The organism is Enterovirga sp. CN4-39 (genome assembly GCF_049446235.1).
In the GTDB taxonomy this organism is placed as follows: Bacteria; Pseudomonadota; Alphaproteobacteria; order Rhizobiales; family Beijerinckiaceae; genus Enterovirga.
The window spans coordinates 179,366-203,597 of the sequence record NZ_JBMSEF010000008.1; the positions used below are offsets into that span (position 1 = coordinate 179,366).

The following is a 24,232-nucleotide window of genomic DNA, read 5'->3' on the forward strand; positions in this document are numbered from 1 at the left end:
GGGAGCCCGCGGCGCAAGCATTCGTTAACCTCCCGGAAACCATAATCAGTCCTACACGGAGCATGACCGCGGCCTTCAGGCCGGCCGGTTTTCCAGGGGGTCTCCGCGACGCGGGCGACACGTCCGACGGATCGGAACGACGGATGGCGAACCCGACAATTCTCGAACCCGGGCAGGGCGGCGAAGCCGAACAGGACGCGCCGTTCAACCAGGCGTCGATCGACGATTTTCTCGGGCTTGGCGGCTTCGGCGGCCCCGTCCAGAGCCCGTCCGGCATCGACGCCCTCGTCCACGCGCCGACCGTCCCCTACGAGCGCATCCCCATGCTGGAGGCGGTCTTCGACCGCCTCGTGAAGCTGCTGCGGATCTCGGCCCGCAAGATCACGTCCGACCTCGTCGAGGTGCAGCTCGACCGGATCACCTCGGTGCGGTTCGGCCAGTACCTCGACTCGATCGCGCTTCCCTCCCTCATCGGCGTCGTGAAGGCCCAGCCCTGGAACAATTTCGGGCTGATCACGGTGGATTCGAGCCTGGTCTATGCGCTGATCGACGTCGTCTTCGGCGGCAGCGCGAACCTCTCCCCGCCGATCGTCGAGGGCCGGTCCTTCTCGTCCATCGAGATGAACATGCTGCGACGCTTCGTCGAAGCGGTCCTTGGCGACACGCGCGAGGCGTTCAGCTCGATATCGCCGGTGGAGTTCGTGCTCGACCATTTCGAGACGAACCCGCGCTTCGCCTCGATCACGCAGCCGCAGAACATCATCGCGCTCGCCACCTTCAAGGTCGAGCTCGGAACCCTCCAGGGGTTCTTCGACATCGTCCTGCCCTTCGTCACGCTGGAGCCGATCCGCGAGGCCCTGAGCCTCTCCTATGTCGGCGACCGGCTCGGCCAGGACGACGTCTGGCAACAGCACCTCGTGACGGAGGTCAGCCGCTCGGAGGTGAAGCTGACGGCGGTGCTGCACGAGCAGATGCTGCCGCTCGGACGCGTGCTCAACCTCGCGATCGGCGACACGCTGATGTTCGACATCGGGCCGGACCATCTCGTACAGCTCCGCTGTGCGGACGTGCTGCTCACCCGGGGGCGCATGGGCCGCGCCGGGAGCCACGTGGCCGTGAAGATCGGCCAGACCGTCGCGAAACCGCATTACGAGCACGAACCCCCGGCCTGAACGCCTGACCCATGTCGACGATGATGGATGCCAAGGGCCGGGACGACCTGAGCGGCGCACGCAAGGCGGCGACGATCATGCTGATGCTCGGGGAGGAGCGCAGCGCGCCGATCTGGGAGCACCTCGACGAGGAGGAGGTGAAGAGGCTCTCGCTCGCCATGGCCGAACTCGGCACCGTGCCGCGATCGAGCATCGAGGCAATCGCGGAGGAATTCGCGCAGAACCTTTCCGAACAGGACAGGATCGTCGGCAACTACGATCGGACGGAGGCCTTCCTGCGCGGCGTCCTGCCGAAGGAGAAGGCCGACGTCATCATGGACGAGATCCGCGGCCAGGCGAGCCGCAACGTCTGGCACAAGCTGTCCAGCGTCGACGTCTCCCTGCTGTCGGCCTACCTCAAGGGCGAGCACCCGCAGACGGTCGCCCTGATCCTGTCCCGGCTGCCGGCCGAGATCTCGGCCAAGACCCTCGCGCTCCTGGACGAGTCCTTCGCGACCGAGATCCTCAACCGCATGCTGACGCTCAACAACGTCCAGCGCGAGGCGCTGGAGAGCGTCGAGCAGGTGCTCCACGCCGAATTCCTGTCCGGGCTCTCGCGCACGCAGCGGCGCGACTCGCACGAGGCGATCGCGGAGGTCTTCAACAACCTCGACCGGCAGAGCGAGCGGCGGCTGATGATCGCGCTCGAGCGGACGAACGAGGCTGCCGCGACGCGCATCAAGGAGCTGATGTTCACCTTCGAGGACCTGACCAATCTTGGACCGGCCGCGATCCAGACCCTGCTCCGCACCCTCGACAAGGGGCTGCTCGCCCGCGCCCTGAAAGGCGCGAACGACAAGGCGCGCGAAGCCTTCACGACCAACATGTCGAGCCGGGCCGCGAAGCTGTTCATGGACGACCTCGAGGCGCTCGGCCCCATGCGCCTGCGCGATGTCGATCAGGCGCAGGCCACCGTCATCCAGATCGCCAAGGAACTGGAGGCCAGGGGCGAGATCATGATCGGCCGCAACCGGGACGACGAGTTCGTCTAGCGGCGCGCCGCAAAGCCGGCACCTCGACCTCCGAATTGAGTCGGCCGCATTCCAAGATGGCCGACAGTCGTCGCGGTGCGATCAGCACTCCGTGTGCAGATTGACCTTTAGTAACACGGCGCCTCGTGTTAGCTTTACTCGCCGCTCACTGGAATCCCCATGGACCCAGCGATCTTCGAGTCCACCTACCACGGCGTCTCGATAGATGACGCACGGCTAGGACTCCGGGGGCAAGTCGACATAACTCGATACGTCTCCGGGTGGCCGAGCGGCGGCATGGATGAATTCTATGCCGTTCTCAGCGTGCTCGCCCGCAAGCTGAAGCTGTCCGGGCCCAATCAGGTACCGGCCGAGTTCAGGCTCGCGGGGGATTCCCGGATCGATCCGGACGAATACTTCTATCGGCACTCGCTCCGGCGAGCCTATGAGTGCCGGGCCTCGCCCGACGAGATTCGGGACGCGATCCGCCTCGCCTTCTTCGCGGGCAGGTTCAAGTTCCCGGTGACGGCCCAGGCCTACGCCAAGACCTGGTTCGGGACGGACTGCAACGCTTTTGTCGGCAATTATTGCGGGATCTCGCCCTCCACCTCGATCGCCGCATATGCGCGCGGCTACCCGAACGGGGCCATGCAGGGCGCGACACCCGACCTCTATACGAGCCGAGGGCTGCTGCCCGTGCCGCCCGTCGAGAACCTGGACGACATCAAGGCGGGGACGATCCTGGCCACTTTCGGGGCACCCGACACGAGGGGCAATCGCTGGCGCCACATCGCCCTCGTCCAGGAATTCACCCCGACGATCGGCGTCGGCGGCGCCCGCACGGGGGGAACGCTGATCATCGCCGAATGGGGCAGGCCGGGCGGGACCGACCTCCACGTCACCAAGCCCGCCAAGGTGCAGGTGAAGGAGTTCAAGTGCCCGGAACTCCCGGGCCGGCCCTGCCTCGCCTTCGACGGCACCGATCCTGGCGGCAATGCCGCCAAGCGCATCTTCATGAACGGGTCGCGTTTCGACGAATTCTCCACCCGGGGCTTCCAGATCTATAACGGCACGGGTTCGCCGACCTACAATACGTGACTGGGCGAGAAGCCCGTCGGCGACGTTGAGCGAGATTGCCAGGGCCGCGCTTTGACACCGGCGCCGGCACGTGGGACGGCGCGGGGCGCTTCGGACCGCCCGCATGCCCCGCCCCGTTCTAGAATTCTGGTACGAGTTCGCCTCCACCTACTCGTATCTCGCCGCCATGCGCATCGAGCGCGAGGCGGAGCGGGCTGGGGTGGAGATCGCCTGGCGCCCCTTCCTGCTCGGACCGATCTTCGCCGCCCAGGGCTGGACCACCTCGCCCTTCAACCTCTACCCGGCGAAGGGCCGCTACATGTGGCGCGACATGGAGCGCGAGGCGGCCGCCCTCGGCCTGCCCTGCCGCCGGCCCGACCCGTTCCCGCAGAACTCGCTCCTGCCCGCCCGCATCGCGCTTCTCGGGCTTCGGCAGGCGGGGTGGGGTCCTGCCTTCACGAAGGCGGTGTTCTTCGCCCAGTTCGGCGAAGGGCGCTCGATCTCCGATCCCGACATCATGGCCACGCTGCTGCTGGACCTCGCGCTCGACCCGCGCGCCGTGATCGCGGCCGCCCAAGCGGAGGAGAACAAGGCGCTGCTGCGGGCGCAGTGCGACGCGGCCAGGGCGCTCGGAATATTCGGCGCACCGACCTTCATCACGCCTGACGGCGAGATCTTTTGGGGTAACGACCGCCTTGATCGGGCCCTCGCCTGGGCAACAAGGGCCGGACGCCCGGGCTAGAGGGCGAAACAACTTGTCGCTGCGGGGCCGATCGATTAAATGAGCACCGTTCCGACGAGACGATGATGAAGGATGCCGTGCGGGTGCGCTCGCGACGGGTCCCTCCCGCCAGCCCGCCGGATACCGATCTCGCCCGTCGACGACGCGCCGGCCTGCCTTCGGGCAGTGGGTCCTGCCAGACACCTCAGAGGGGTGCGCGGGACCAAGTCGACAGGCAGACCGTATGCAACACGAACCGCCGGCGCCGCCCTTCAGGGCACCAGGAGACTGAATGTCAGCAGCTTTGCAAACCGCCCGCGAAGATTTCGCGGCCATGCTCGCGGAATCCTTCGAGAAGTCCGAGGTCCAGGAGGGCTCGGTCGTCAAGGGGAAGGTCGTCGCGATCGAGAAGGACGTCGCCGTCATCGACGTCGGCGCGAAGACGGAAGGGCGCGTTGCCCTCAAGGAATTCACGGGACCCGGCCGGGGCGACACGCCGATCAAGGTCGGCGACGAGGTCGAGGTCTATCTCGAGCGTGTCGAGAACGCGCTCGGCGAGGCCGTCATCAGCCGTGACAAGGCCCGCCGCGAAGAGAGCTGGGTGAAGCTCGAGAAGGCCTTCGAGGCCAACGAGCGCGTCAACGGCGTGATCTTCAACCAGGTGAAGGGCGGCTACACGGTCGACCTCGACGGCGCCGTGGCGTTCCTGCCGCGCTCCCAGGTCGACATCCGCCCGGTCCGCGACGTTTCGCCCCTGATGGGCACGCCGCAGCCCTTCATGATCCTGAAGATGGATCGCCGCCGCGGCAACATCGTCGTGTCGCGCCGCACGGTCCTCGAGGAGAGCCGCGCCGAGCAGCGTTCCGAGCTCGTGGCCAACCTCGAAGAGGGTCAGGTCATCGACGGCGTGGTGAAGAACATCACCGAGTACGGCGCCTTCGTGGATCTCGGCGGCATCGACGGCCTGCTGCACGTCACCGACATGGCATGGAGGCGCGTCAATCACCCGAGCGAGGTCGTGAATATCGGCCAGACCGTGAAGGTGAAGATCATCAAGATCAACCACGAGACGCACCGCATCTCGCTGGGCATCAAGCAGCTCCTCGCCGATCCGTGGGAGGGCATCGCCGCCCGCTACCCGGTCGGGGCGAAGCTCAAGGGCCGCGTCACCAACATCACCGATTACGGCGCCTTCGTGGAGCTGGAGCCGGGGATCGAGGGCCTGATCCACGTCTCCGAGATGTCCTGGACGAAGAAGAACGTCCACCCGGGCAAGATCGTCTCCACCTCCCAGGAGGTCGAGGTGGTCATCATCGAGGTCGATCAGGTCAAGCGGCGCATCTCGCTCGGCCTGAAGCAGGCCCTGCAGAACCCGTGGGAGGCCTTTGCCGAGCAGCACCCGGTCGGGTCGGTCGTCGAAGGCGAGGTCAAGAACAAGACCGAGTTCGGCCTGTTCATCGGCCTCGAGAACGACGTCGACGGCATGGTCCACCTGTCGGATCTCGACTGGAACCGTCCCGGCGAGCAGGTCATCGACGAGTTCAAGAAGGGTGACGTGGTGCGTGCCCAGGTTCTCGACGTCGACGTCGAGAAGGAGCGCATCTCGCTCGGCATCAAGCAGATGGCTGGCGATCCCTTCGCGGATGCCGGCGAGCTGAAGAAGGGCCAGGTCGTCACCTGCGAAGTGGTCGACGTGAAGGATTCCGGCATCGAGGTGAAGATCGTCGACACCGACATGCAGACCTTCATCCGCCGGGCCGAGCTCGCGCGCGACCGCGGCGACCAGCGCCCCGAGCGCTTCGCCAAGGGCGAGAAGGTCGATGCCCGCGTGACCATGTTCGACCGGAAGGCGCGCCGCGTCACCCTGTCGATCAAGGCGCTCGAGATGGCCGAGGAGAAGGAAGCGATGGAGAAGTTCGGGTCTTCGGATTCCGGCGCCTCGCTCGGCGACATCCTCGGTGCGGCTCTGAAGAACCGCAAGTAAGCATCCTCTCCGGGGTCCGCCCCGGAGAACGTCTCAGGCCCGCGCGGAGCGATCCGCGCGGGCTTTTTCATTCCGCGGCCTTGAGAGCTCCGGAGGGCACCGTCCGGGCGCGGACGTCCGCAGCGCGGCGGGTCTCCGGCAGGAACAGCTTTGCCACCGCGAGGCCGAAGGCCGAGACGCAGGCGAGGAACACGAACGCCGCGCTGTAGCTGGCCCGGGTGACGATGAAGCCCGCCACCGTGGTCGAGAGCGCCGCTCCGATCCCTTGGGCCGTCGCGATGGCCCCTTGCGCGATGTTGAAGCGTCCCGTGCCGCGCATCAGGTCCGCCACGACCAGCGGGAAGAGCGCGCCGAAGATGCCCGCCCCGACGCCGTCCAGGAGCTGTACGCCAACGAGCCAGAACGGATTGTCCGAGACGGGATAGAGCAGCCCGCGCAGCGTGAGCACCGCGAGGCCCGTCAGGAAGATCGGCTTGCGGCCCACCCGGTCCGCAAACCGTCCAACGAGAACCGCCACGGGAACCATCACCAGCTGCGCGGCGACGATGCAGGACGCCATGAGGGTCGTGCCGAGATTCCTGTCCTGCAGCGCGAGCTTCTGGCCCACGAGCGGCAGCATCGCGGCATTGGCGAAGTGGAACAGCGTCGTGGAGAGCGCGAAGACCAGCAGCGGCGGGCAGGTCACGAGCACCGAGATGCCCGACGGCTGATGTTCGACCTGCCCGCTGCCCTCTTCGAGACCGCGCGCCATGTCGTGGTCGATGCGGTCGCCTGGCACGAAGGGCGTGGCCGCGAGGCTCAGGGCCGTCATGGCGGCCATGAGCCAGAAGACGGCGATCGGCCCAGCAAACCAGGCCGCGCCCGCCGCGATCGCGGCCGCGACCGCATTGCCGGCGTGGTTGAAGGCCTCGTTCCGACCGACGCGACGGGGGAATGCCTTCGGGCCGACGATGCCGAGCGTCACGGCCGCGACGGCTGGCGGAAAGATCGCGCCGGCGGCTCCACTGACCGCCTGAAGGGAGGCGACGCTCCAGAACGAGGGGGCGAACGGCAGCGCCACAGCGGCAAGCGTGATGGCGATTGCAGCCGCCGCAAGAATTCCCCGCTTCGCGCGGGAGCGGTCGATGAGAGCCCCCGCGGGCGTCTGGGCGAGGATCGTCGCCACCCCGGCGACCGACATGACGATGCCTATGGACGCGGCATCCCATTTCTCGACGGTCAGGAGATAAATCGCGAGGTACGGGCCGAGCCCGTCCCGCACGTCGGCAAGAAAGAAGTTGAGCGCGTCGAGCGAGAGACGGCACTGCAGGTCGGACTGGGACATGGCACCGTCCTCCGAACCGTACAGAACCTCCGTCCGGCGGAAGCGGGTTCCGCCAGTCACACCGGTGTGATCAGAGCGGTGCCTTGAACACGAAGAACGCGCCCGCCACGATGAGGGCGAAGCCGATCGCGTGATTGATGGTCAGCGCCTCCCGCAGGTAGAGCGCCGAGAAACCCGCGAAGACGACCAGCGTGATCACCTCCTGCATCACCTTGAGCTCGGCCGCGCTGTAGACCTGGTGGCCGATTCGGTTCGCCGGGACCGCGAGCCAGTATTCGAAGAAGGCGATCCCCCAGCTCGCGAAAACCACGATCCAGAGCGGGCGCTCGGTGAACTTGAGATGCCCGTACCAGGCAAAGGTCATGAAGACGTTCGACGCAAAGAGCAGGGCGATCGGGGCGATGTAGCGCAGCGTCATGGCGAGCCTTTCGGGACGATGCGCATTAACGGGCGGGAGGTTCCGGCGCGAGACCAAAGGCCACGCTTGCTTGCGGCCCGACGGAGGTCGGCGCTAGGTACAGGCCGAAACAAGGGACACGTCACATGGCATTCGATGCCGATATGATCGCGGACCGGAGGCGCCTGCGCCGCAAACTCTCCTTCTGGCGGGTGGCGGCCATCCTGGTGCTCGTCCTCGCGGTCGGAGCAGGCGCATTCGTCTGGAGCGGCCGGGCCGGCCTGCCCGGGACCGGGCAGCAGATCGCGCGCGTCTCGATCTCGGGGCTCATCACGGGCGACCAGCGCACGGCGGACCTGCTGAAGCGGGTCGGCGATTCCGCGGCCGTGCGCGGGGTGGTGATCTCCATCAACTCGCCGGGCGGAACCACGTCGGGCTCGGAGGAGCTGTTCCAGCGCATCCGCGAGCTGTCGGCCAAGAAGCCGACCGTGGCGTTCGTGGACGGGCTCGCGGCGTCGGGCGGCTACATCACGGCGATGGCGGCCGACCGGATCGTCGCCCGCGAGACCGCGCTCGTCGGCTCGATCGGCGTGCTGTTCCAGTATCCCGATTTCTCGAACCTCATGGGCAAGGTCGGCGTCTCTGTCGGGACGATCAAGTCGGCTCCGTTGAAGGCGGAACCGTCACCCTTCAGCCCTACGCCGCCGGAGGCGATCGCGGCGCTCCAGTCCGTGGTCAACGACACCTTCGCGTGGTTCAAGCACCTCGTTTCCGAGCGCCGGGGCATCGCGGGAGAGCAGCTCCAGTTCGTGTCCGACGGCCGCGTCTTCAGCGCCCGCCAGGGGCTTCCGCTCAAGCTCGTCGACCAGCTCGGCTCCGAGCGCGACGCGATCGCATGGCTCGAGCGCGAGAAGGGCGTCCCGGCCAGCCTCCCCGTCCGGGACTGGAAGCCGCGCGACACGTCGCGGTTCTCGTTCTGGTCGCTCGCGGCCTTCGGGGCCGACCTTGCAGGGTTCGAAGAGCTCGCCGCCTCGATTCGGTCGACGGCGTTCGGCGCAGTCAAGCTTGACGGTCTCCTGGCTGTTTGGCAGCCTCATTCGACCGACCGTTAAAGTCAGAGCTCGCGTACCCGTATGATCAAGTCCGAGCTCGTCCTGAAGATCGCGGAACAAAATCCGCATCTTTACCAGCGCGACATCGAAACGGTCGTCAGCGCTATACTCGACACCATTGCCGATGCGCTGGCACGTGGTGACCGGGTCGAGCTGCGCGGCTTCGGCGCCTTCTCGGTGAAGAAGCGCGACGCGCGCAGCGGCCGCAACCCGCGGACCGGAGCGACCGTCGCCGTGTGCGAAAAGAACATCCCGGTCTTCAAGACCGGAAAGGAAATGCGCAAGCGCCTCAACCTCTCGGCCCCGGGTGCCGAGAACGGCGACAGCACGGGGTAGGAGACGAATGCTGGGCTTTCTCAAGGCATTGATCCTCTTACCCATCGCGATCCTCGTGGTGCTGCTCGCGGTCGCGAATCGTGCGCCCGTGGTGCTGTCCTTCGACCCCTTCGCGAAGGGCCAGCCGGAACTGAGCATCACGCTGCCGCTCTTCGCCCTGATCCTCGCCTCCGTGGCGATCGGCGTGGTGCTGGGAGGGGTCGGCTCCTGGCTCGCCTCCGGCCGCCAACGGCGGGAGCGGCGGGTGTCCGCACGCGAGATCAACCGGCTGAAGGCGGAGGCCGACCGGCTGCGCGCGACCATCGTGCAGAGCCGCCCGGCCCTGCCGAGCTCCGGCGCGACCTACTGAACGACGCCCGGCGGGGAGCCTTCCGGCCGCGCGGTCGTTCTCGCCTCGTCTAGCTTTCACGAGGTGAGCATGCCGATCCATCCTGCCATCGAGCCGGGCCGCGTTGCCGTCGTCACGGGCGCGGCGAGCGGCATCGGCCTTGCGGCCGCGACGTCCTTCGCCGCGATGGGCATGAATGTCTGCCTCGCCGACATCGAGGGAGAGAATCTGGACGAGGCCCTTCGCGAGGTCCGTGCGGCTGCCGCGGGGCGCGGCGAGGTCCGGGCCATCCCGACCGATGTCGGCAGCATGCAGGACCTGCTGCACCTGAAGGCGCGAGCCGACGAGCTCGGCGATGTCGCCGTCCTGATGAACAATGCGGGTATCGAGCTCGGCGGCCGGTTCTTCAGCCCGCTCGGGACCTGGCGCCGGATCCTCGACGTGAATCTCTGGGGCGCCATCCAGGGCGTCCAGGTTTTCGTCCCGGACATGATGGCGAGCGAGCGGCCGGGCCTCGTCATCAACACCGGCTCGAAACAGGGCATCACGACGCCCCCCGGCAACACGCCCTACAACGTGTCGAAGGCCGGCCTGAAGGTGATGACGGAGGCGCTGGCCCACGAGCTCAGGAATGCTCCGGGGTGCCTCGTGACGGCGCATCTGCTCATTCCGGGCTTCGTCTTCACGGGCCTGACCCGTGCGCGCGGCGTGACCGAGAAGCCCGCCGAGGCCTGGACGCCGGAGCAGACGGTCGACTTCATGCTGGCGTCGATCGAGCGCGGCGACTTCTACATCCTCTGCCCGGACAACGACGTCACCCGGGAGATGGACGAGAAGCGAATGGCCTGGGCGGTGGGCGACATCATCGAGAACCGCCCCGCTCTCTCGCGCTGGGACGAGCATTACAAGGACGCGTTCGACGCTTATATGAGGGGGTGAGATCCGCGAGCAGGAGGCTCGCTTGAACGCACCGGAGACATATCGCTCGATCCTTCGACATCACGTCGCGAGCATCGAGGCCAAGTACCCGCTCAAGATCGTGGGGCTGCTGCCGTCCGGCACGCTTGGGCATTGGAGCGGCGAAGAGGATGCCGAGTTTCTAGCGGAGCGTGGCGATGGCCTATCCATTCTTGGCTTGAGCGGCGCGGAGGTTGATCTCGGAATTCTTCTCGGCAAGCCCGTCCGGATCGTACTCGTCAGCGAATTGCATGGCTCAGCAGCCGAAGAGATCCCGGCAAGAGCGTCGCCGCTTTGACGCGAACGGACCTCGAACGGCTTGCTGATGCGCGGGATCATGCGGGCGCGGCCATAGACCTCGTGGGGCACCGCGGATGGAAAGCCGTTTGGGCAGATCCCCTGACGAGGCAGGCGTTGATCCTCGACGTGATCGTCGTCGGCGAAGCTCTGGGGAAGGTGTCACCTGCGGTTCAAGGGCTCGCGCCTGAAATCCCTTGGCCGGCCATTCGCGGAATGCGAAATCGGCTTATCCATGAGTACTGGTTGCATGACGAGCATATCATCGCGAATGCCATCGCGAATGATTTCCCTTCGCTGATCTCGGCCGTCGGTGACCTCATTCGATTGATGCAGGACCCATCGTGATCAAGATCTGCGGCCTGTCCACGCCCGCGACGCTCGATGCCGCCATCGCGGCCGGGGCGGACATGGTGGGCTTCGTGCGCTTCCCGCGCTCGCCGCGCCATCTCGGGCTGGAGCGCGGGCGCGAACTCTCCGAGTTCGCCCGCGGGCGCGTGTCGCGCGTGCTGCTCGTCGTGGACCCCACCGATGCGGAGCTCGACGAGGCCATCGAGGCTCTCGCACCGGAGATCCTCCAGTTGCACGGCCGCGAGACGCCCGAGCGGGTGGCGGAGATCCGGGCGCGGACGGGCCGACCCGTCATGAAGGCGCTCGGGATCGCCGAAGCGGCGGATCTCGCGCGCGCCGCAGACTATGCCGGCGTGGTGGATCGGCTCATCCTCGACGCGAAGCCGCCGCGCGGGGCCGTCCTCCCGGGCGGCAACGGCCTGTCCTTCGACTGGTCGCTCCTTGACGGCCTTGACCCGCGGCTCGATGTCATGCTGTCCGGCGGGCTGGATCCGGCCAACGTTGCGGAGGCGATCGGGCAGACGCGCGTCAGGGCGGTGGACGTCTCGTCCGGCGTCGAGGCGCGCCCGGGCGAAAAGGATCCGGACAAGATCAGGGCCTTTATCGAGGCCGCACGGGCGGCTTTCGCCCAGCAGGACAGGACCGCATCGTGACAGCGCAACCCACCCCGAACAGCTTCCGGATCGGGCCGGACGAGCGCGGCATGTTCGGCAAGTTCGGCGGCCGCTTCGTCGCCGAGACGCTGATGCCGAACATCCTGGCCCTGGAAAAGGCCTACGAGGAGGCGAAGGCCGACCCCGAATTTCGGACGGAGATGGACGGCTACCTCACGCATTACGTAGGCCGTCCGAGCCCGCTCTATTTCGCCGAGCGCCTCACCGAGCATCTCGGCGGCGCCAAGATCTACCTGAAGCGCGAGGAGCTGAACCACACCGGCTCGCACAAGGTGAACAACGTCCTCGGGCAGATCCTGCTGGCCCGCCGCATGGGCAAGAAGCGCATCATCGCCGAGACGGGTGCCGGCCAGCACGGCGTCGCGACCGCCACCCTCTGCGCGCGGTTCGGCCTCGAATGCATCGTCTACATGGGCGCCGTCGACGTCGCCCGGCAGGCGCCGAACGTGTTCCGCATGCGCATGCTCGGCGCCGAGGTGGTGCCGGTCGAGTCCGGCACCAAGACCCTGAAGGACGCCATGAACGAGGCGCTCCGCGATTGGGTCACCAATGTCGATACGACCTTCTACTGCATCGGCACGGTCGCGGGCCCTCATCCCTATCCGGCGATGGTGCGAGACTTCCAGTCGGTCATCGGCGAGGAGACGCGTGAGCAGATGCTGGAAGCGGAAGGCCGCCTGCCGGACTCGCTCGTCGCCTGCATCGGCGGCGGCTCCAACGCGATGGGCCTCTTCCACCCCTTCCTCGACGACCGCGAGGTCGCGATCTATGGGGTCGAAGCGGCAGGCCATGGGCTCGACAGCCTTCATGCGGCCTCGCTCACGGGCGGCCGCCCGGGCGTGCTGCACGGCAACCGCACCTACCTCCTCATGAACGATGACGGGCAGATCGCGGACGCCCACTCGATCTCGGCCGGGCTCGACTATCCGGGCATCGGGCCGGAGCATTCGTGGCTGCACGAGTTGGGGCGCGTCACCTACCTGTCCGCCACGGACGACGAGGCGCTCTCGGCATTCCAGCTCCTGTCCCGCCTGGAAGGCATCATCCCGGCGCTGGAGCCCTCGCACGCGATCGCCAAGGTGGTCGAACTCGCCCCGACCCTGCCGAGCGATCACCTGATGGTGGTCAACCTGTCCGGCCGCGGCGATAAGGACGTGCCGCAAGTCGCCGAGATGCTGGGGATGTGACGCGTCACTGACGCCGATAGTGGAAGCGGGCGGACGCGATCTCCAGGCTTTGGCCCTCTCCGGATCCGACCACCCGATAGACCAGGCGGTGCTCGCCGGTGAGCCGACGCGACCACCAGCCCTGGAACTCGCCCCGCAGGGGCTCGGGCTTGCCTACCCCGGAGAACGGGGAGCGGACGGTGTCCCGGATGACCTCATTGAGGCGTCTGAGCACCGCACGGTCATGCTCCTGCCAGTAAAGGTAATCCTCCCAGGCGAGCGGCGCGAAGACGAGCCTCAAGGGTCAGGCAGGCTATCGACGACGACGCCCTCTCCGCGATCGAGCTCCTTGACCGATTGGCGGAGACGCCGTGCGTTCTCTTCGCTGCTCAGCAGATGCAGCGTCTCGCGCAAGCTTTCGAGCTCGGCGAGCGGCATGATCACGACTGGTTCGCGGTTCTGGCGCGTGACGACAAGCTCGTCTCGATCGGCGACCAGCCGGTCGAAATGGCTCGCCATGTTGGCCCGGAGCTCGGTAAAGGACACGATTGCCATGGCAAGTCTCAGTACGCGATTACGTACATAAACCTGACCTCCTTCTGCGGCAAGCTTCCCCTACGCGGCGGTCAGCCGCGTCGAGAACTGATCGAGCTCCTCGTCGAAGCGCTCACGATTGGCCGAGATGCGTCGCGACGCGTCGTCCATGGCGGCCATCGAGGTCTTCAGGTCCTGCATCATGGTCCGCACGCCGTTTGCGGCGGTCCGGATGGTCGCCACGGCCTCCGATGCGAAGCGGGCCTGGTCGGCGATCGCCGCCGTGGCGGAAGCCTGCTCGCTCGTTGCGGCAGCGGCGGCGGCGGAGATTTCCTCCACCTGGGCGATGATGCCCAGGATGCGCCCGAGTTGCTCGGCGGAGCGCGCGGAGGCGGCCTGGATGGCGCCGACCTGGGCGGTGATCTCGCGCGTCGCGGCCGCGGTCTGGCCGGCGAGGCTCTTCACCTCCGAGGCGACCACCGAGAACCCGCGCCCGGCTTCGCCGGCGCGTGCGGCCTCGATCGTCGCGTTCAGGGCGAGCAGATTCGTCTGGCTCGCGATCCCGGCGATCATCGTGACGACGCTGCCGATCTCGCGCGCGGCCCGCTCCAGCTCCTGGACCTCGTCCCGCAGGGAGCCGACCGTGGCGGTCGTCTCGCGCACGGCATCGAGGCTCTGGTTCGCGAGCCGGTCGACTTCCCCGATCGAGCCCACGAGCTGCGCGCTCGCGGCCGCCGTGGAGACGAGATTGCTCGAGCCGCGGTCGGCCGCCTCGCTCGTCTGCTGCGACGCGTCGAGGGCGGCTTCGACGGCCGTCGCGGTCCGCAATGACGTCTCAGCGAGAGCCCCCGAAGCGTCATTCATGGCGGCCCGCAGGTGGGAGGCGGCCTGCCCGAACATCTCCAGCGCCTCCCCGATCGTGGCCTTCCGCCGCTTCACCGTCTCGCGGGCATGCACCCGCTCGAGCTGGAAGGCGTTCAGGTTGTCGACCCCGAGATAGCGGATGAGCGCCGCGCAGAGGCGGGCCGTCTTGGGTCCGGACCAGCGATGGCGCCGGCCGATACTTTCGAACAGGGCTGCCGCGACATGGGTGCTCATGCCGAGATGGACGCGGAAGCCGTAGCCCGTCTCCTGCTCGGCCTTGTGCACGGCGCAGAGGCGCTCGTGGGAGGCCTGGTCCATCGGCCCCGAGAGGAGCGCTTCGAAATACGCGGCTTCCAGGCGGGCGAGCCTGCGGCCGTCCTCCCGCTTCTCCTCGTCGTGCTCGCAGAAATCCGACCAGGACTCGGTGTAGTCGTCGATCGCCCGGCTGATCTGCCCGGCCGCGCCTTCCGCGATCCTGAGGACCTCGCGCTCGGTCTCTGGGGTGACGTGAAGCGCCGCTCGCCGAGCCTGAAGATCGGCCTCGTAACTGCTCATGCGCGCGCAACCCCGTCCCCGGGATCACGCTTGCCGGGACGCCGTAAAGATCCTGTAAAGCCTAAGGCGCACTCAGCCCGTGGCCTGGGCTTCCAGGGCAGGCCGACGCGGCGAGGCGCTCACCCGGTGCCAGCGGCTGAGCAGGAGGTAGATCGCAGGCGTCGTGTAGAGCGTCAGGAGCTGGGACACGACGAGCCCTCCGATGATCGTCACGCCGAGCGGCTTGCGGATCTCCGCCCCGACGCCGGTCGCGATCGCGAGCGGGACGGCGCCGAGAAGCGCGGCCAGGGTCGTCATCAGAATCGGCCGGAACCGCTCGACCGCGGCCTGGACGGCAGCCTGCTCCGGGGGGAGCCCCCGCGCCTCCGCCTCGAGGGCGTAATCGACCAGCATGATGCCGTTCTTCTTCACGAGCCCGATGAGGAGCACGAGCCCGATCAGGGCGATGATGGACAGGTCGTAGCCGACGAGATCGAGCGCGATCAGGGCGCCCAGGCCCGCGGAGGGCAGGGTCGAGATGATCGTGATCGGGTGGACGAGGCTTTCGTAGAGGATGCCGAGGATGATGTAGACGGCGAGCAGCGCCGCGAGGATCAGCATTCCGGTGCTGCCCGAGCCCTGCGCGAAGTCCTTGGCATCGCCCGCGAAATCCGCCCGGAGCGTGTCCGGCAGGCGCAGCTCGTTCACGGCCTCCATGATGGCGGCCGTGCCCTCGCCGATGCCGATTCCGGGGGCGAGGTTGTAGCTGATCGTCACCGAGGGGAACTGGCCCTGGTGGTTGACGACGAGGGGCGATGTCCCGCGCGTCACCCGGGCGATGGCCGAGAGGGGAACCTGGGTTCCGCCGGAGGCCGGGACATAGATGCGCGTCAGGTCCTCCGGATCATCCCGGTCCGTCGGGGCGACGTCGAGCACCACGCGGTACTGGTTCCGCTGGGTGTAGATCGTCGAGATCTGCCGCTGCGAGAAAGCGTTGTTCAACGCATCGTCGACGTCCTGCATTCGCACGCCGAGCCGCGAGGCGGCCGTACGGTCGACCTCGACCTTCGCCTCCAGGCCGCCCTGCTCGCGGTCGGTCGAGACGTCCTGCAGGCCGGGCAGCGTGCGCAACTTCGCGAGCACCCGGGGCATCCAGGTCTCGAGGTCGGAGAGCTCGGGGCTCCAGAGCGTGAACTGGTAGGTGCCCCGCCCGCCCCGCGCACCCGCCCGCATGTCCTGCGCCAGGAACATGAAGGTGCGGATGCCGGCCACCTCGGCGAGCTGCCGCCGCAGCCGCTGGATGACCACCATCGACGGCTCGCGCCCTTCGCCCGTCTTGAGGCTGATGAAGAGCCGACCCTGGTTGACGGAGGCAACGCCGAAGCCGGAGGACCCGACCGACGAGGACACACCGACGACCGCACGGTCCTCGCGGATGATCCGCGCCACCCGCTCCTGCAGCTCGGCGATCGCCGGGAAGGAGATGTCCGGCGCGGCCTCGGTGAAGCCGACCACGAGGCCGGTATCGTCCTGCGGAAAATAGCCCTTCGGGATGGCGCGGAACATCTGCACCGTGAAGGCCACGGTTGCGAGGGTCAGCAGCAGCATGAGCCAGCGGTGGCGAAGCGCCCCGCCGAGCGTCGCCGCGTAGCCGCGCGTGAGCGCCCCGAGCACTCCCTCGACGATGCGGTCGAAGCGCGTCGGGCGGCCCTGGCGCTGCGGCATGCGGGCCACGATGGTCGGCGCGATGGTGAGCGACACGATCGTCGAGATCACGACCGCGAAGGCGAGCGTCATGGAGAATTCGCGGAAGAAGCGGCCGATGATCCCGGGCATAAAGAAGAGCGGGATGAAGGCGGCCAGCAGCGAGAGCGAGATCGACAGCACCGTGAAGCCGATCTGCCGGGCGCCCGCGATCGCCGCATCGATGCGGCTCATGCCGGCCTCGACGTTCCGCTGCACGCTCTCGATCATCACGATGGCGTCGTCGACCACGAAGCCGATCGAGATCGCGATGGCCATCAGGGACAGGTTGTCCAGGGTGAAGCCGCAGGCCCACATCAGCGCGAAGGTGCCGGCCAGGGACAGGGGCACGGTCACGCCTGCGGCGAGCGTCGGCGTCGCCCGGCGGAGGAAGACGAAGACCACCAGCATGACGAGCAGGATCGTCTCGAACAGGGTCACCTGCATGTCGGCGAGGGAGGACCGGATGGTTGCCGTCCGGTCGCTCATCACCTGGATGTCGATCGCGGCCGGCACCCAGCGCCGCAACTCGGGCAGGATCTCCTTCACGCGATCGACGGTCTCGACCACGTTCGCGTCCGGCTGCTTGGTGATCTGCAGCGTGACGGCGGGCAGGCCGTTATAGGAGCCCGCCGCCCGCGTGTTGCGGGTCCCGCGCTCGACGACCGCGATGTCGCCCAGCCGCACGATCGTGCCGTTCTGGCTGCGGACGACGATCCGCCGGTACTCCTCCGGCGTCGAGAGCTGCCCGTTGGTCTCGATCGTGATGCCCTGGTCGTTCCCGTTGAAGGCCCCGAGCGGTGATTGCGTGTTCGCGGCCGCGACGGCGCTGCGCACCGCCTCGAGCGAGAGCCCCATGGCGGCCAGGCGCTGCGGATCGATCCGGACCCGGATGGCCGGCTGCTCGGCGCCGCTGACATTCACCTCCGCGACGCCTTCCACCTGCGCGATGCGCTGGGCGATCACCGTGTCGGCGACGTCGTAGATCGCCGGCCCGCCGAGCGTCTTCGAGGTCAGGGCCAGGATCAGGACCGGGAAGGCGCCCGGATTCGACTTGCGAAAGGTCGGAAGCGTCGGCAGGTCGCTCGGAAGGTCCGTCGCGGCCGCATTGAGGGCCGCCTGGACGTCCCGCGCCGCGCTGTCGGAGTTCCGCGACAGGTCGAACTGGATCGAGATCGAGCTCGACCCGAGCGAAGACTGGGAGGTGATCTCCGTTACGCCCGCGATCGCGCCGAGCCGCCGCTCCAGCGGGGCCGCGACGGTCGACGCCATGGTGGCGGGATCCGCTCCGGGACGGCTCGCCATCACCCGGATCGTCGGGAAATCCACCGTCGGCATGGAGGCGACGGGAAGGAGGCGGTAGGCCACGAAGCCGACGAGCAGCAGCGCGATCGAGATCAGCGTCGTGGCGACCGGCCGGCGGATGAAGGGTTCGGAGAGATTCACTCCGCCGCCTCCTTCAGGGGCGTGGGAGCCTTGGGCTGGGGAAGCGGCAGTTCGGGCTCCAGCGCCGCCGCGGGCTGGTTCTCGGGCGCGGCCACGAGCCGCTGCCGGAGGCCTTCCAGGCCGAGATAGATCACCGGCGTCGTGTAGAGCGTGATGAGCTGGCTGAGCAGCAGCCCGCCGATGATCGTGATCCCGAGCGGGATGCGCAGTTCCGCCCCGGCCCCGTGCGCGAGCGCGAGCGGCAGCGCGCCGAAGAGGGCGGCGAGCGTCGTCATCATGATGGGCCGGAAACGGAGCCGGCAGGCCTGGATGATCGCCTCCGTGGCGCCGAGGCCCTGCTCGCGCTCGGCCGCGAGCGCGAAGTCGATCATCATGATCGCGTTCTTCTTCACGATGCCCATGAGCAGGATGATGCCGATCAGCGCCACGACCGACAGGTCGAGGCGGAACAGCATCAGGGCGAGCAGGGCACCGACGCCCGCCGATGGCAGGGTCGACAGGATCGTGAGGGGGTGGATGAAGCTCTCGTAGAGGATCCCGAGCACGATGTAGATCGTCACCGCGGCGGCCAGGATCAGCCAGGGTTGCCCGTCGAGCGAGCGGCGGAACTCGGCGGCGTCGCCCGTGAAGGTGGACACCACCGAGCTCGGCAGGTCCACGTCCGCCTCGGCGCGCGAGACGCCGTCGATCGCCGCGCTGAGCGCTGCCCCGCGCGCGACGTCGAAGGAGATCGTGGCGGCCGGGAACTGCTCCTGGTGCGCTACCGAGAGGGGCGCGGTGGTGCGCTCCATGCGCGAGAAGGCCGAGAGCGGCACCTGCGCCCCGCCCGTCCCCGGCACGTAGAGCTTGGAGAGCGCATCCGGGCTCGTCTGGTAGGCGGGCGCGGCCTCCAGGATCACGCGGAACTGATTCGCCTGGCCGTAGATGGTCGAGATCTGGCGCTGGCCGAAGGCGCTGTTCAGCGTGTCGTTCACGGTCTGCATGGAGACGCCGAGCCGGCCGGCCATCTCGCGGTCCACCGTGATCAGGGCGCGCAGGCCGCCGTCCTGGTTCTCGAAGGCGACGTTCCGCAAGGCCGGGTCCTGCGCGAGGCGCTCGGCGATCTGGCGGGCCCAGAGCGAGACCTCCTGCGCGTCCGACCCGGCCAGCGTGTACTGGTATTGCGACCGGCTCTGGCGGGTCGCGATCTGGATGTCCTGCACGGGCTGGACGAAGAGCGTCGCGCCCGGCACGGCGGCGGCCTCCGCCTTCAGGCGATCGCCGATCTCGGCCGCGGAGGCGGAGCGGTCGTCGCGCGGCTTCAGGCTGATCGAGAGCCGCGCCACGTTCGGGGTCGGGTTCAGGGGCCCGACGCCCACGGAGGAGACCACGCCGGTGACGTCGGCGTCCTGGCGGATGATCCGGACGACCTGCGCCTGGATCCGCGAGACCTCCTGGAAGGAGGAATCCGGCTCCGTCTCGAGCACCGCGACGATCAGGCTGGTGTCCTGCAGCGGCAGCAGGCCCTTGGGGATGGCGAGATAGAGCCAGCCCGTCAGCCCGAGCGTGCCGAAGGTGATCAGCAGCATCAAGGCGCGGTGGCGGAGTGCCCAGCCGAGCGTGACGTCGTAGCCGCGCGCCATCCAGGCGACCGGCGCCTCGGCGATCCGCTGCCAGCGGCTCTCGCCCGGCGGAACGTGGCGCAGGATCTTCGCGCAGAGCATCGGCGTGAGCGTCAGCGACACGATCGCCGACACGACCACGTTGATCGTGAGCGTCAGGGCGAATTCCCGGAACATTCGGCCGACGAGACCGGTCATGAACAGGAGCGGGATGAAGACGGCGATCAGCGAGACCGTGAGAGAGATGACCGTGAAGCCGATCTCGCGCGCGCCCTCCAGGGCCGCTTCGAAGGGCCGCTCGCCATCCTCGATCTTGCGCACGATGTTCTCGATCATCACGATCGCATCGTCGACCACGAAGCCGGTCCCGATCGTCAGGGCCATGAGGGACAGGTTGTCGAGGCTGAACCCGACGAGCCACATCACGGCGAAAGTGCCGATGATCGAGAGCGGCAGGGTGATGGCCGCGATGATCGTCGCCCGCGCGTTGCGCAGGAACAGGAGGACCACCAGGACGACCAGGATCGCCGAGATGATCAGGGTCAGCTGCACGTCCCAGATGGAGGCGCGGATCGTGTCCGTCCTGTCCTGGACGATGCGGAGGTCGACGCCGGCCGGCATGGCCCGCCCGAGGCGGGTCAGCTCGTGCCGGATGCGGTCGACCGTCTGGACGACATTGGCGCCCGGCTGGCGCTGCACGTCCAGGATCACGGCCGTCTCGCCGTTGTACCAGCCGCCGACCCGCGAATCCTCCAGCCCGTCCACGATCTCGGCCACGTCCCGAAGGAGGACCGGCGCGCCCGTGCGGTAGGCGATCACGATGTCGCGGTACTGCGCGGCCGTCTCGATCTGGTCGTTCGCGGCCACCGTGTAGGATTGCTGCTTGCCGTCGAGCGCGCCCTTCGGGCCCGCGACGTTGGCGCCCACGATCGCGAGGCGCAGGTCCTCCAGGCTCAGCTTGTAGGAGGCGAGCCGGGCGAGGTCGGCCTGGATGCGGACGGCCGGGCGCACGCCACCCTGGATCGAGACGCTGCCGACCCCGGACACCTCGGCCAGCCGCTGCGCGATCAGCGTATCGGCGAGATCGGAGAGCGTCCGCAGCGGGACGGTGCGGGAGGACAGGGCGAGCGTGACCACCGGCACGTCGGCCGGGTTCACCTTGGCGTAGGTCGGCGGGAAGGGAAGGTTGCGCGGCAGCGTCGAGCCCGCCGCGTTGATGGCCGATTGCACGTCCTGGGCGGCGCCGTCGATGTCGCGGTCGAGCTGGAACTGCAGCGTGATCTGCGACAGCCCGAAGGACGAGTTCGAGGACATGCCCGCAAGGGCGGGAATCTGCCCGAACTGTCGCTCGAGCGGTGCCGTGACGAGGGACGCGATCGTGTCGGGGTTCGCGCCCGGCAGCCGCGTCGTGATCTGGATGGTCGGAAAATCGACCTGCGGCAGCGAGGAGACCGGAAGCTTCAGGAAGCCGAGCACACCGCAGAGCAGGACCGCGAAGGCGAGGAGGGTGGTCGCGATCGGCCGGCGGATGAACGGCGACGAGACGCTCACGGCGAGGCGGGCCTCGTATCCTGCCGCTCGCCCTGCCGGCCCTCCCCCTGCCGCCACCCCCGCTGGCCGTCGCCGCGGGGCTGCGATCCATCCGCCGCCACGGCGGGAGCGCCGCCTTGCCCGGGGCCGCCGGTCGGGGCCGGCTCCGTCGAACCTGTCTGGGCATCGGGTCGCCTGCGCCGCTCGCGCGGCGGGGTCCCGGCCTCACCGTCCGGGCGCTGGCGCCGCGTCGCCGGCACCGTGGGAGCCGTCGCGGCACCCGGCTCGGGCTCGGCCACGCGGACCCGGTCGCCGTCGGTGAGCCGGGCAAAGCCCGTCGTGATGACCCGCTCCCCGGCCGAAAGGCCGGAGGTAACGACCGACACCGTCTCGGTCTGCCGGCCTATCGTGACCGGCTTGAGCACCGCCCTGTCCTCGTCGAGGCCGTAGACGAACGTGCCGTTCGGCCCGCGCTGGACCGCGGCCGTCGGCACGACCGTCGCGCCCTTGGTCACGTCGACGGTGAGCCGCACGTTCACGAAGCTGCCGGGCCAGAGCTGCAGGCTGGCATTCGGGAAGCTGGCCTTCAGCTTCACGGTCCCGGTCGTCTGGTCGACCTGGTTGTCCACCACCTCGAGACGCCCCGTGTCGATCACGGTCTGGTTGTCCGATTCCAACGCCTCGACCGAGAGCGGGCCGCGCTGGGCGGCGGCGTTCACGGCCCGCAGGTTCTGCTGCGGCAGGTTGAACACCACCGAGATCGGCTTGAGCTGCGTGATCACGACGAGGCCGGTCGTGTCGGAAGCCCGGACGAGATTGCCCTGGTCGACGAGGCGGATGCCGGTGCGGCCGTCGATCGGCGCCGTGATGGTCGTGTAGTCCAGATAGGCGCGGGCATTGTCGATCGCGCCCTGGTCGGCCTTTACCTGGGCCTCGAGCTGGGCGACGAGCGCGCGCTGCGTGTCGGCCTGCTGCTTCGAGCCGTAATTCGTCTTGGCGAGGCTGGCGTAGCGCTCGAGGTCGATCCGGGCATTGGCGAGGTTCGCCTCGTCCTGCGCCTTCTTGGCGACGGCCTGGTCGTACTGCGCCTGGTAGATCGTGGGGTCGATGCGGGCGAGGAGATCGCCCTTCTTCACGTCCTCGCCCTCCCGGAAGGCGAGCTCCATCAGGCGGCCATCCACCTGGGACCGGACCGTGACGGTGTTCAGGGCCTGCGCGGTCCCGACAGCTTCGAGGATGACCGGCACGTCCGCCACCCGGGCGGCCTCGGCCAGGACCGAAACCGGCCCCTCGCCGCCGCGCATCGCGGCCCGCCGGCCGCCGCCGGACGGCGCGCGGCCCGGCCCGGCGACCTGCTGGCCGGGACCGAACAGGCCGAGCTCCTTGCGCCAGACATAGGCAGCGCCGGCCGCGATGACGGCGAGGATCAGGAGGGCCGAGAAAAGCCGCTTCACGGGACGGACTTCCAGCTGAACGGCGCATCCGCGACCGCCGCGACCGCCACCGCCCGCTCCGCCGTCCAGCCGCCGCCAAGCGCCTGGTACAGGGAGACGAGCGCCTGGAAGCGCTGCAGCCGCACGCGGGCCAGCGCATCCTGGTTCCCGAAGAGTGTCGTCTGGACGTTGAAGAGCGTCACGATGTCGATCGTGCCCTGGCGGAGAAGCTGTTCCGTTATGTCGAGCGCCCGGCGCGATGCCGCAACCGCCTCACGTTGCCGCCGCTCGAACTCGGCCGTCTCGCGCACGGCCACCAGGGCGTTCTCGACGTCCAGGAAGGATTGCAGGATGGTGCGCTTGTAGGCGGCCGCGAGTTCCGCCGCGCGCCCCTGCTGGAGGGCGAGCTGGCCCTGCAGGTTGAACCCGTCGAAGATCGGCTGCGTCAGGCCGGCCGCGACGGAATAGACGAGCGAGTTGCCGCCGAGCAGCGAGCGCAGGGCCGCGCTCTGGAAGCCTCCGCTGGCCGTGAGCTGGATGGACGGGAAGAAGGCGGCGCGGGCAGACGCGACATTCGCGGCCGCGGCCGCGAGGTTCGCCTCGTCCCGGGCGATATCGGGCCGCCGAAGGAGAAGCTGCGAGGGAAGGCCGGCCCGCACGCCGGGCAGGCGAAGCCGGTCGAGGCTGCCGCCCGCGACGCTCATGCTCTCGGGCGTGCGGCCGACCAGCACGGCGAGCGCGTTCCGGTTCTGCTGCAGCTCCTGCCTCAGGGGCGGCACCGTGGCGCGCTGGGTGGCGACGACGCTCTCCTGCTGGGCGAGGTCCAGCGCCGTCCCGGTGCCGACATTGAGGCGGCCCCGCACGGCCTCGAGCACCCGCTCGGCGATGCGGAGGTTGTCCTGCGCGATCCGCAGGCGATCCTGGGAGGCGAGGACGGCGAAATAGGTGTTCGCGACGGAGGCCGCCGTGGCGAGGGCGACCACGTCACGGTCGAAGCGGGTCGCGATCGCGGTCGTCTCCGCGGCGCGCGCGGCGTAGCGGTTGCGGCCGAACAGATCGACCTCGTAGGAGGCGTTCAGCCCGAGGCTGAAGGAATTGGAGCGGAACGGCGACCCGCTTCCGCCGACCCCCGCGCGCCCCGTTCCGGAGGATTGCTGCCGCGAGGCGTCCGCCGAGGCGCCCAGGTTCGGGAAGAGCGGTGCGCCCGCGACGACGGCCTGCGCCTCCGCCTGGTTGATACGCTGGATGGCGGCCTCGATGTCGAGGTTCTGCTCGAGCGCGGCGCCCACAAGCCGGTCGAGCTCCGCCGAGCCGAAGCCGCGAAACCACAGCGGAGAGACCGGCGGCGTCTCCCCGCTGGGGGCCGCCTTGAAGGCGACCGGGATCGGAAGCGCCGTGTCGGGCGCCGCCGTCTGGCAGCCGGCGAGAAGCAGGACCGCACCTCCGGACGCACAGAGACGCCGCCAGGCACGGCGGCGGCGCTGGACGTCCTTGGCGGGAAAGGATGACATCTGGATCTGGGCGCGGAACATCGTTGCGCCCAAGGTTTGCCAGCCTGGAGGGTCGCCGCGGGACCTTAAGGAGGGTCGAGGTAGCTGAGAAGCCGCAACCCCTTAGATGAACAAGATTTAATGCGGCCGC

The 24,232-nt window shown here is 68.5% G+C and carries 22 protein-coding genes; 13 read left to right on the forward strand and 9 right to left on the reverse strand.

What is annotated here, in order from left to right; genetic code table 11:
• Positions 1-143 precede the first annotated feature (143 nt).
• The 5 genes from fliM (at position 144) to rpsA (ending at position 5,964) form a co-directional block, all read left to right on the forward strand.
• The gene (fliM, locus tag ACO2SS_RS15140) at positions 144-1,172 is read left to right on the forward strand and encodes a flagellar motor switch protein FliM (RefSeq protein WP_423278508.1); all 1,029 of its coding nucleotides are present in this window, start codon (positions 144-146) and stop codon (positions 1,170-1,172) included.
• Positions 1,173-1,183: 11 nt separating this feature from the next.
• Positions 1,184-2,203, forward strand: coding sequence for a flagellar motor switch protein FliG (gene fliG, locus ACO2SS_RS15145; RefSeq protein ID WP_423278509.1), 1,020 nt, complete (start codon positions 1,184-1,186; stop codon positions 2,201-2,203).
• A 276-nt stretch (positions 2,204-2,479) separates the two neighbouring features.
• Complete coding sequence (locus ACO2SS_RS15150) at positions 2,480-3,280, forward strand: hypothetical protein (RefSeq protein WP_423278510.1); 801 nt, start codon at positions 2,480-2,482, stop codon at positions 3,278-3,280.
• A 103-nt stretch (positions 3,281-3,383) separates the two neighbouring features.
• On the forward strand, positions 3,384-4,001 hold the full coding sequence (locus ACO2SS_RS15155; protein ID WP_423278511.1) for a 2-hydroxychromene-2-carboxylate isomerase: 618 nt from the start codon (positions 3,384-3,386) through the stop codon (positions 3,999-4,001).
• Positions 4,002-4,272: 271 nt separating this feature from the next.
• Positions 4,273-5,964: a 30S ribosomal protein S1 gene (gene rpsA, locus ACO2SS_RS15160; RefSeq protein WP_423278512.1), complete on the forward strand. Its 1,692-nt coding sequence runs from the start codon at positions 4,273-4,275 to the stop codon at positions 5,962-5,964.
• 67 nt (positions 5,965-6,031) lie between these two features.
• Here the strand turns inward: rpsA and ACO2SS_RS15165 are convergent, their stop codons facing one another.
• Together ACO2SS_RS15165 and ACO2SS_RS15170 are read right to left on the reverse strand one after the other, a co-directional pair.
• A complete protein-coding gene (locus ACO2SS_RS15165) occupies positions 6,032-7,288 on the reverse strand; it encodes an MFS transporter (RefSeq protein WP_423278513.1) in 1,257 nt (418 codons plus the stop codon).
• A 70-nt stretch (positions 7,289-7,358) separates the two neighbouring features.
• A complete protein-coding gene (locus ACO2SS_RS15170; protein ID WP_423278514.1) occupies positions 7,359-7,706 on the reverse strand; it encodes a DMT family protein in 348 nt (115 codons plus the stop codon).
• 125 nt (positions 7,707-7,831) lie between these two features.
• Here ACO2SS_RS15170 and sppA point away from each other — a divergent pair, with 125 nt between their 5' ends.
• The 8 genes from sppA (at position 7,832) to trpB (ending at position 12,927) form a co-directional block, all read left to right on the forward strand.
• On the forward strand, positions 7,832-8,797 hold the full coding sequence (gene sppA, locus ACO2SS_RS15175; protein ID WP_423278515.1) for a signal peptide peptidase SppA: 966 nt from the start codon (positions 7,832-7,834) through the stop codon (positions 8,795-8,797).
• Positions 8,798-8,818: 21 nt separating this feature from the next.
• On the forward strand, positions 8,819-9,133 hold the full coding sequence (locus ACO2SS_RS15180) for an integration host factor subunit beta (protein WP_423278516.1): 315 nt from the start codon (positions 8,819-8,821) through the stop codon (positions 9,131-9,133).
• Positions 9,134-9,140: 7 nt separating this feature from the next.
• Positions 9,141-9,482, forward strand: a complete 342-nt coding sequence (locus ACO2SS_RS15185) for a lipopolysaccharide assembly protein LapA domain-containing protein (protein ID WP_423278517.1) — start codon at positions 9,141-9,143, stop codon at positions 9,480-9,482.
• Positions 9,483-9,551: 69 nt separating this feature from the next.
• Positions 9,552-10,400: an SDR family NAD(P)-dependent oxidoreductase gene (locus ACO2SS_RS15190; protein ID WP_423278518.1), complete on the forward strand. Its 849-nt coding sequence runs from the start codon at positions 9,552-9,554 to the stop codon at positions 10,398-10,400.
• A gap of 22 nt (positions 10,401-10,422) precedes the next feature.
• Positions 10,423-10,716 carry a hypothetical protein gene (locus ACO2SS_RS15195; protein WP_423278519.1) on the forward strand — a complete coding sequence of 98 codons (294 nt, stop codon included), beginning with the start codon at positions 10,423-10,425 and terminating at the stop codon, positions 10,714-10,716.
• 62 nt (positions 10,717-10,778) lie between these two features.
• Positions 10,779-11,063 carry a DUF86 domain-containing protein gene (locus ACO2SS_RS15200; RefSeq protein ID WP_423278580.1) on the forward strand — a complete coding sequence of 95 codons (285 nt, stop codon included), beginning with the start codon at positions 10,779-10,781 and terminating at the stop codon, positions 11,061-11,063.
• The gene (locus tag ACO2SS_RS15205; protein ID WP_423278581.1) at positions 11,057-11,719 is read left to right on the forward strand and encodes a phosphoribosylanthranilate isomerase; all 663 of its coding nucleotides are present in this window, start codon (positions 11,057-11,059) and stop codon (positions 11,717-11,719) included. The genes ACO2SS_RS15200 and ACO2SS_RS15205 overlap by 7 nt, the downstream gene beginning before the upstream one ends.
• The gene (trpB, locus tag ACO2SS_RS15210) at positions 11,716-12,927 is read left to right on the forward strand and encodes a tryptophan synthase subunit beta (protein WP_423278520.1); all 1,212 of its coding nucleotides are present in this window, start codon (positions 11,716-11,718) and stop codon (positions 12,925-12,927) included. The genes ACO2SS_RS15205 and trpB overlap by 4 nt, the downstream gene beginning before the upstream one ends.
• A gap of 4 nt (positions 12,928-12,931) precedes the next feature.
• Here trpB and ACO2SS_RS15215 read toward each other — a convergent pair whose 3' ends face one another.
• From ACO2SS_RS15215 to ACO2SS_RS15245, 7 genes are all read right to left on the reverse strand, one after another.
• A complete protein-coding gene (locus ACO2SS_RS15215; RefSeq protein WP_423278521.1) occupies positions 12,932-13,207 on the reverse strand; it encodes a Txe/YoeB family addiction module toxin in 276 nt (91 codons plus the stop codon).
• The gene (locus ACO2SS_RS15220) at positions 13,204-13,461 is read right to left on the reverse strand and encodes a type II toxin-antitoxin system Phd/YefM family antitoxin (RefSeq protein ID WP_423278522.1); all 258 of its coding nucleotides are present in this window, start codon (positions 13,459-13,461) and stop codon (positions 13,204-13,206) included. The genes ACO2SS_RS15215 and ACO2SS_RS15220 overlap by 4 nt, the downstream gene beginning before the upstream one ends.
• Positions 13,462-13,521: 60 nt before the next feature.
• A complete protein-coding gene (locus tag ACO2SS_RS15225) occupies positions 13,522-14,859 on the reverse strand; it encodes a methyl-accepting chemotaxis protein (RefSeq protein WP_423278523.1) in 1,338 nt (445 codons plus the stop codon).
• Between the two features lie 72 nt (positions 14,860-14,931).
• Complete coding sequence (locus ACO2SS_RS15230; RefSeq protein WP_423278524.1) at positions 14,932-18,027, reverse strand: efflux RND transporter permease subunit; 3,096 nt, start codon at positions 18,025-18,027, stop codon at positions 14,932-14,934.
• Positions 18,024-21,179, reverse strand: a complete 3,156-nt coding sequence (locus ACO2SS_RS15235; RefSeq protein ID WP_423278525.1) for an efflux RND transporter permease subunit — start codon at positions 21,177-21,179, stop codon at positions 18,024-18,026. Before ACO2SS_RS15235 ends, ACO2SS_RS15230 begins: the two co-directional genes overlap by 4 nt.
• Complete coding sequence (locus ACO2SS_RS15240) at positions 21,176-22,612, reverse strand: efflux RND transporter periplasmic adaptor subunit (RefSeq protein ID WP_423278526.1); 1,437 nt, start codon at positions 22,610-22,612, stop codon at positions 21,176-21,178. The genes ACO2SS_RS15235 and ACO2SS_RS15240 overlap by 4 nt, the downstream gene beginning before the upstream one ends.
• Positions 22,609-24,123: an efflux transporter outer membrane subunit gene (locus ACO2SS_RS15245; RefSeq protein WP_423278527.1), complete on the reverse strand. Its 1,515-nt coding sequence runs from the start codon at positions 24,121-24,123 to the stop codon at positions 22,609-22,611. The genes ACO2SS_RS15240 and ACO2SS_RS15245 overlap by 4 nt, the downstream gene beginning before the upstream one ends.
• Positions 24,124-24,232 lie beyond the last annotated feature (109 nt).

Coding starts and splice junctions, on each gene's coding strand:
- fliM (WP_423278508.1), top strand. CDS start 144: ATGGCGAACCCGACAATTCTCGAACCCGGGCAGGGCGGCGAAGCCGAA.
- fliG (WP_423278509.1), top strand. CDS start 1,184: ATGTCGACGATGATGGATGCCAAGGGCCGGGACGACCTGAGCGGCGCA.
- ACO2SS_RS15150 (WP_423278510.1), top strand. CDS start 2,480: ATGGATGAATTCTATGCCGTTCTCAGCGTGCTCGCCCGCAAGCTGAAG.
- ACO2SS_RS15155 (WP_423278511.1), top strand. CDS start 3,384: ATGCCCCGCCCCGTTCTAGAATTCTGGTACGAGTTCGCCTCCACCTAC.
- rpsA (WP_423278512.1), top strand. CDS start 4,273: ATGTCAGCAGCTTTGCAAACCGCCCGCGAAGATTTCGCGGCCATGCTC.
- ACO2SS_RS15165 (WP_423278513.1), bottom strand. CDS start 7,288: ATGTCCCAGTCCGACCTGCAGTGCCGTCTCTCGCTCGACGCGCTCAAC.
- ACO2SS_RS15170 (WP_423278514.1), bottom strand. CDS start 7,706: ATGACGCTGCGCTACATCGCCCCGATCGCCCTGCTCTTTGCGTCGAAC.
- sppA (WP_423278515.1), top strand. CDS start 7,832: ATGGCATTCGATGCCGATATGATCGCGGACCGGAGGCGCCTGCGCCGC.
- ACO2SS_RS15180 (WP_423278516.1), top strand. CDS start 8,819: ATGATCAAGTCCGAGCTCGTCCTGAAGATCGCGGAACAAAATCCGCAT.
- ACO2SS_RS15185 (WP_423278517.1), top strand. CDS start 9,141: ATGCTGGGCTTTCTCAAGGCATTGATCCTCTTACCCATCGCGATCCTC.
- ACO2SS_RS15190 (WP_423278518.1), top strand. CDS start 9,552: ATGCCGATCCATCCTGCCATCGAGCCGGGCCGCGTTGCCGTCGTCACG.
- ACO2SS_RS15220 (WP_423278522.1), bottom strand. CDS start 13,461: ATGGCAATCGTGTCCTTTACCGAGCTCCGGGCCAACATGGCGAGCCAT.
- ACO2SS_RS15225 (WP_423278523.1), bottom strand. CDS start 14,859: ATGAGCAGTTACGAGGCCGATCTTCAGGCTCGGCGAGCGGCGCTTCAC.
- ACO2SS_RS15245 (WP_423278527.1), bottom strand. CDS start 24,123: ATGTTCCGCGCCCAGATCCAGATGTCATCCTTTCCCGCCAAGGACGTC.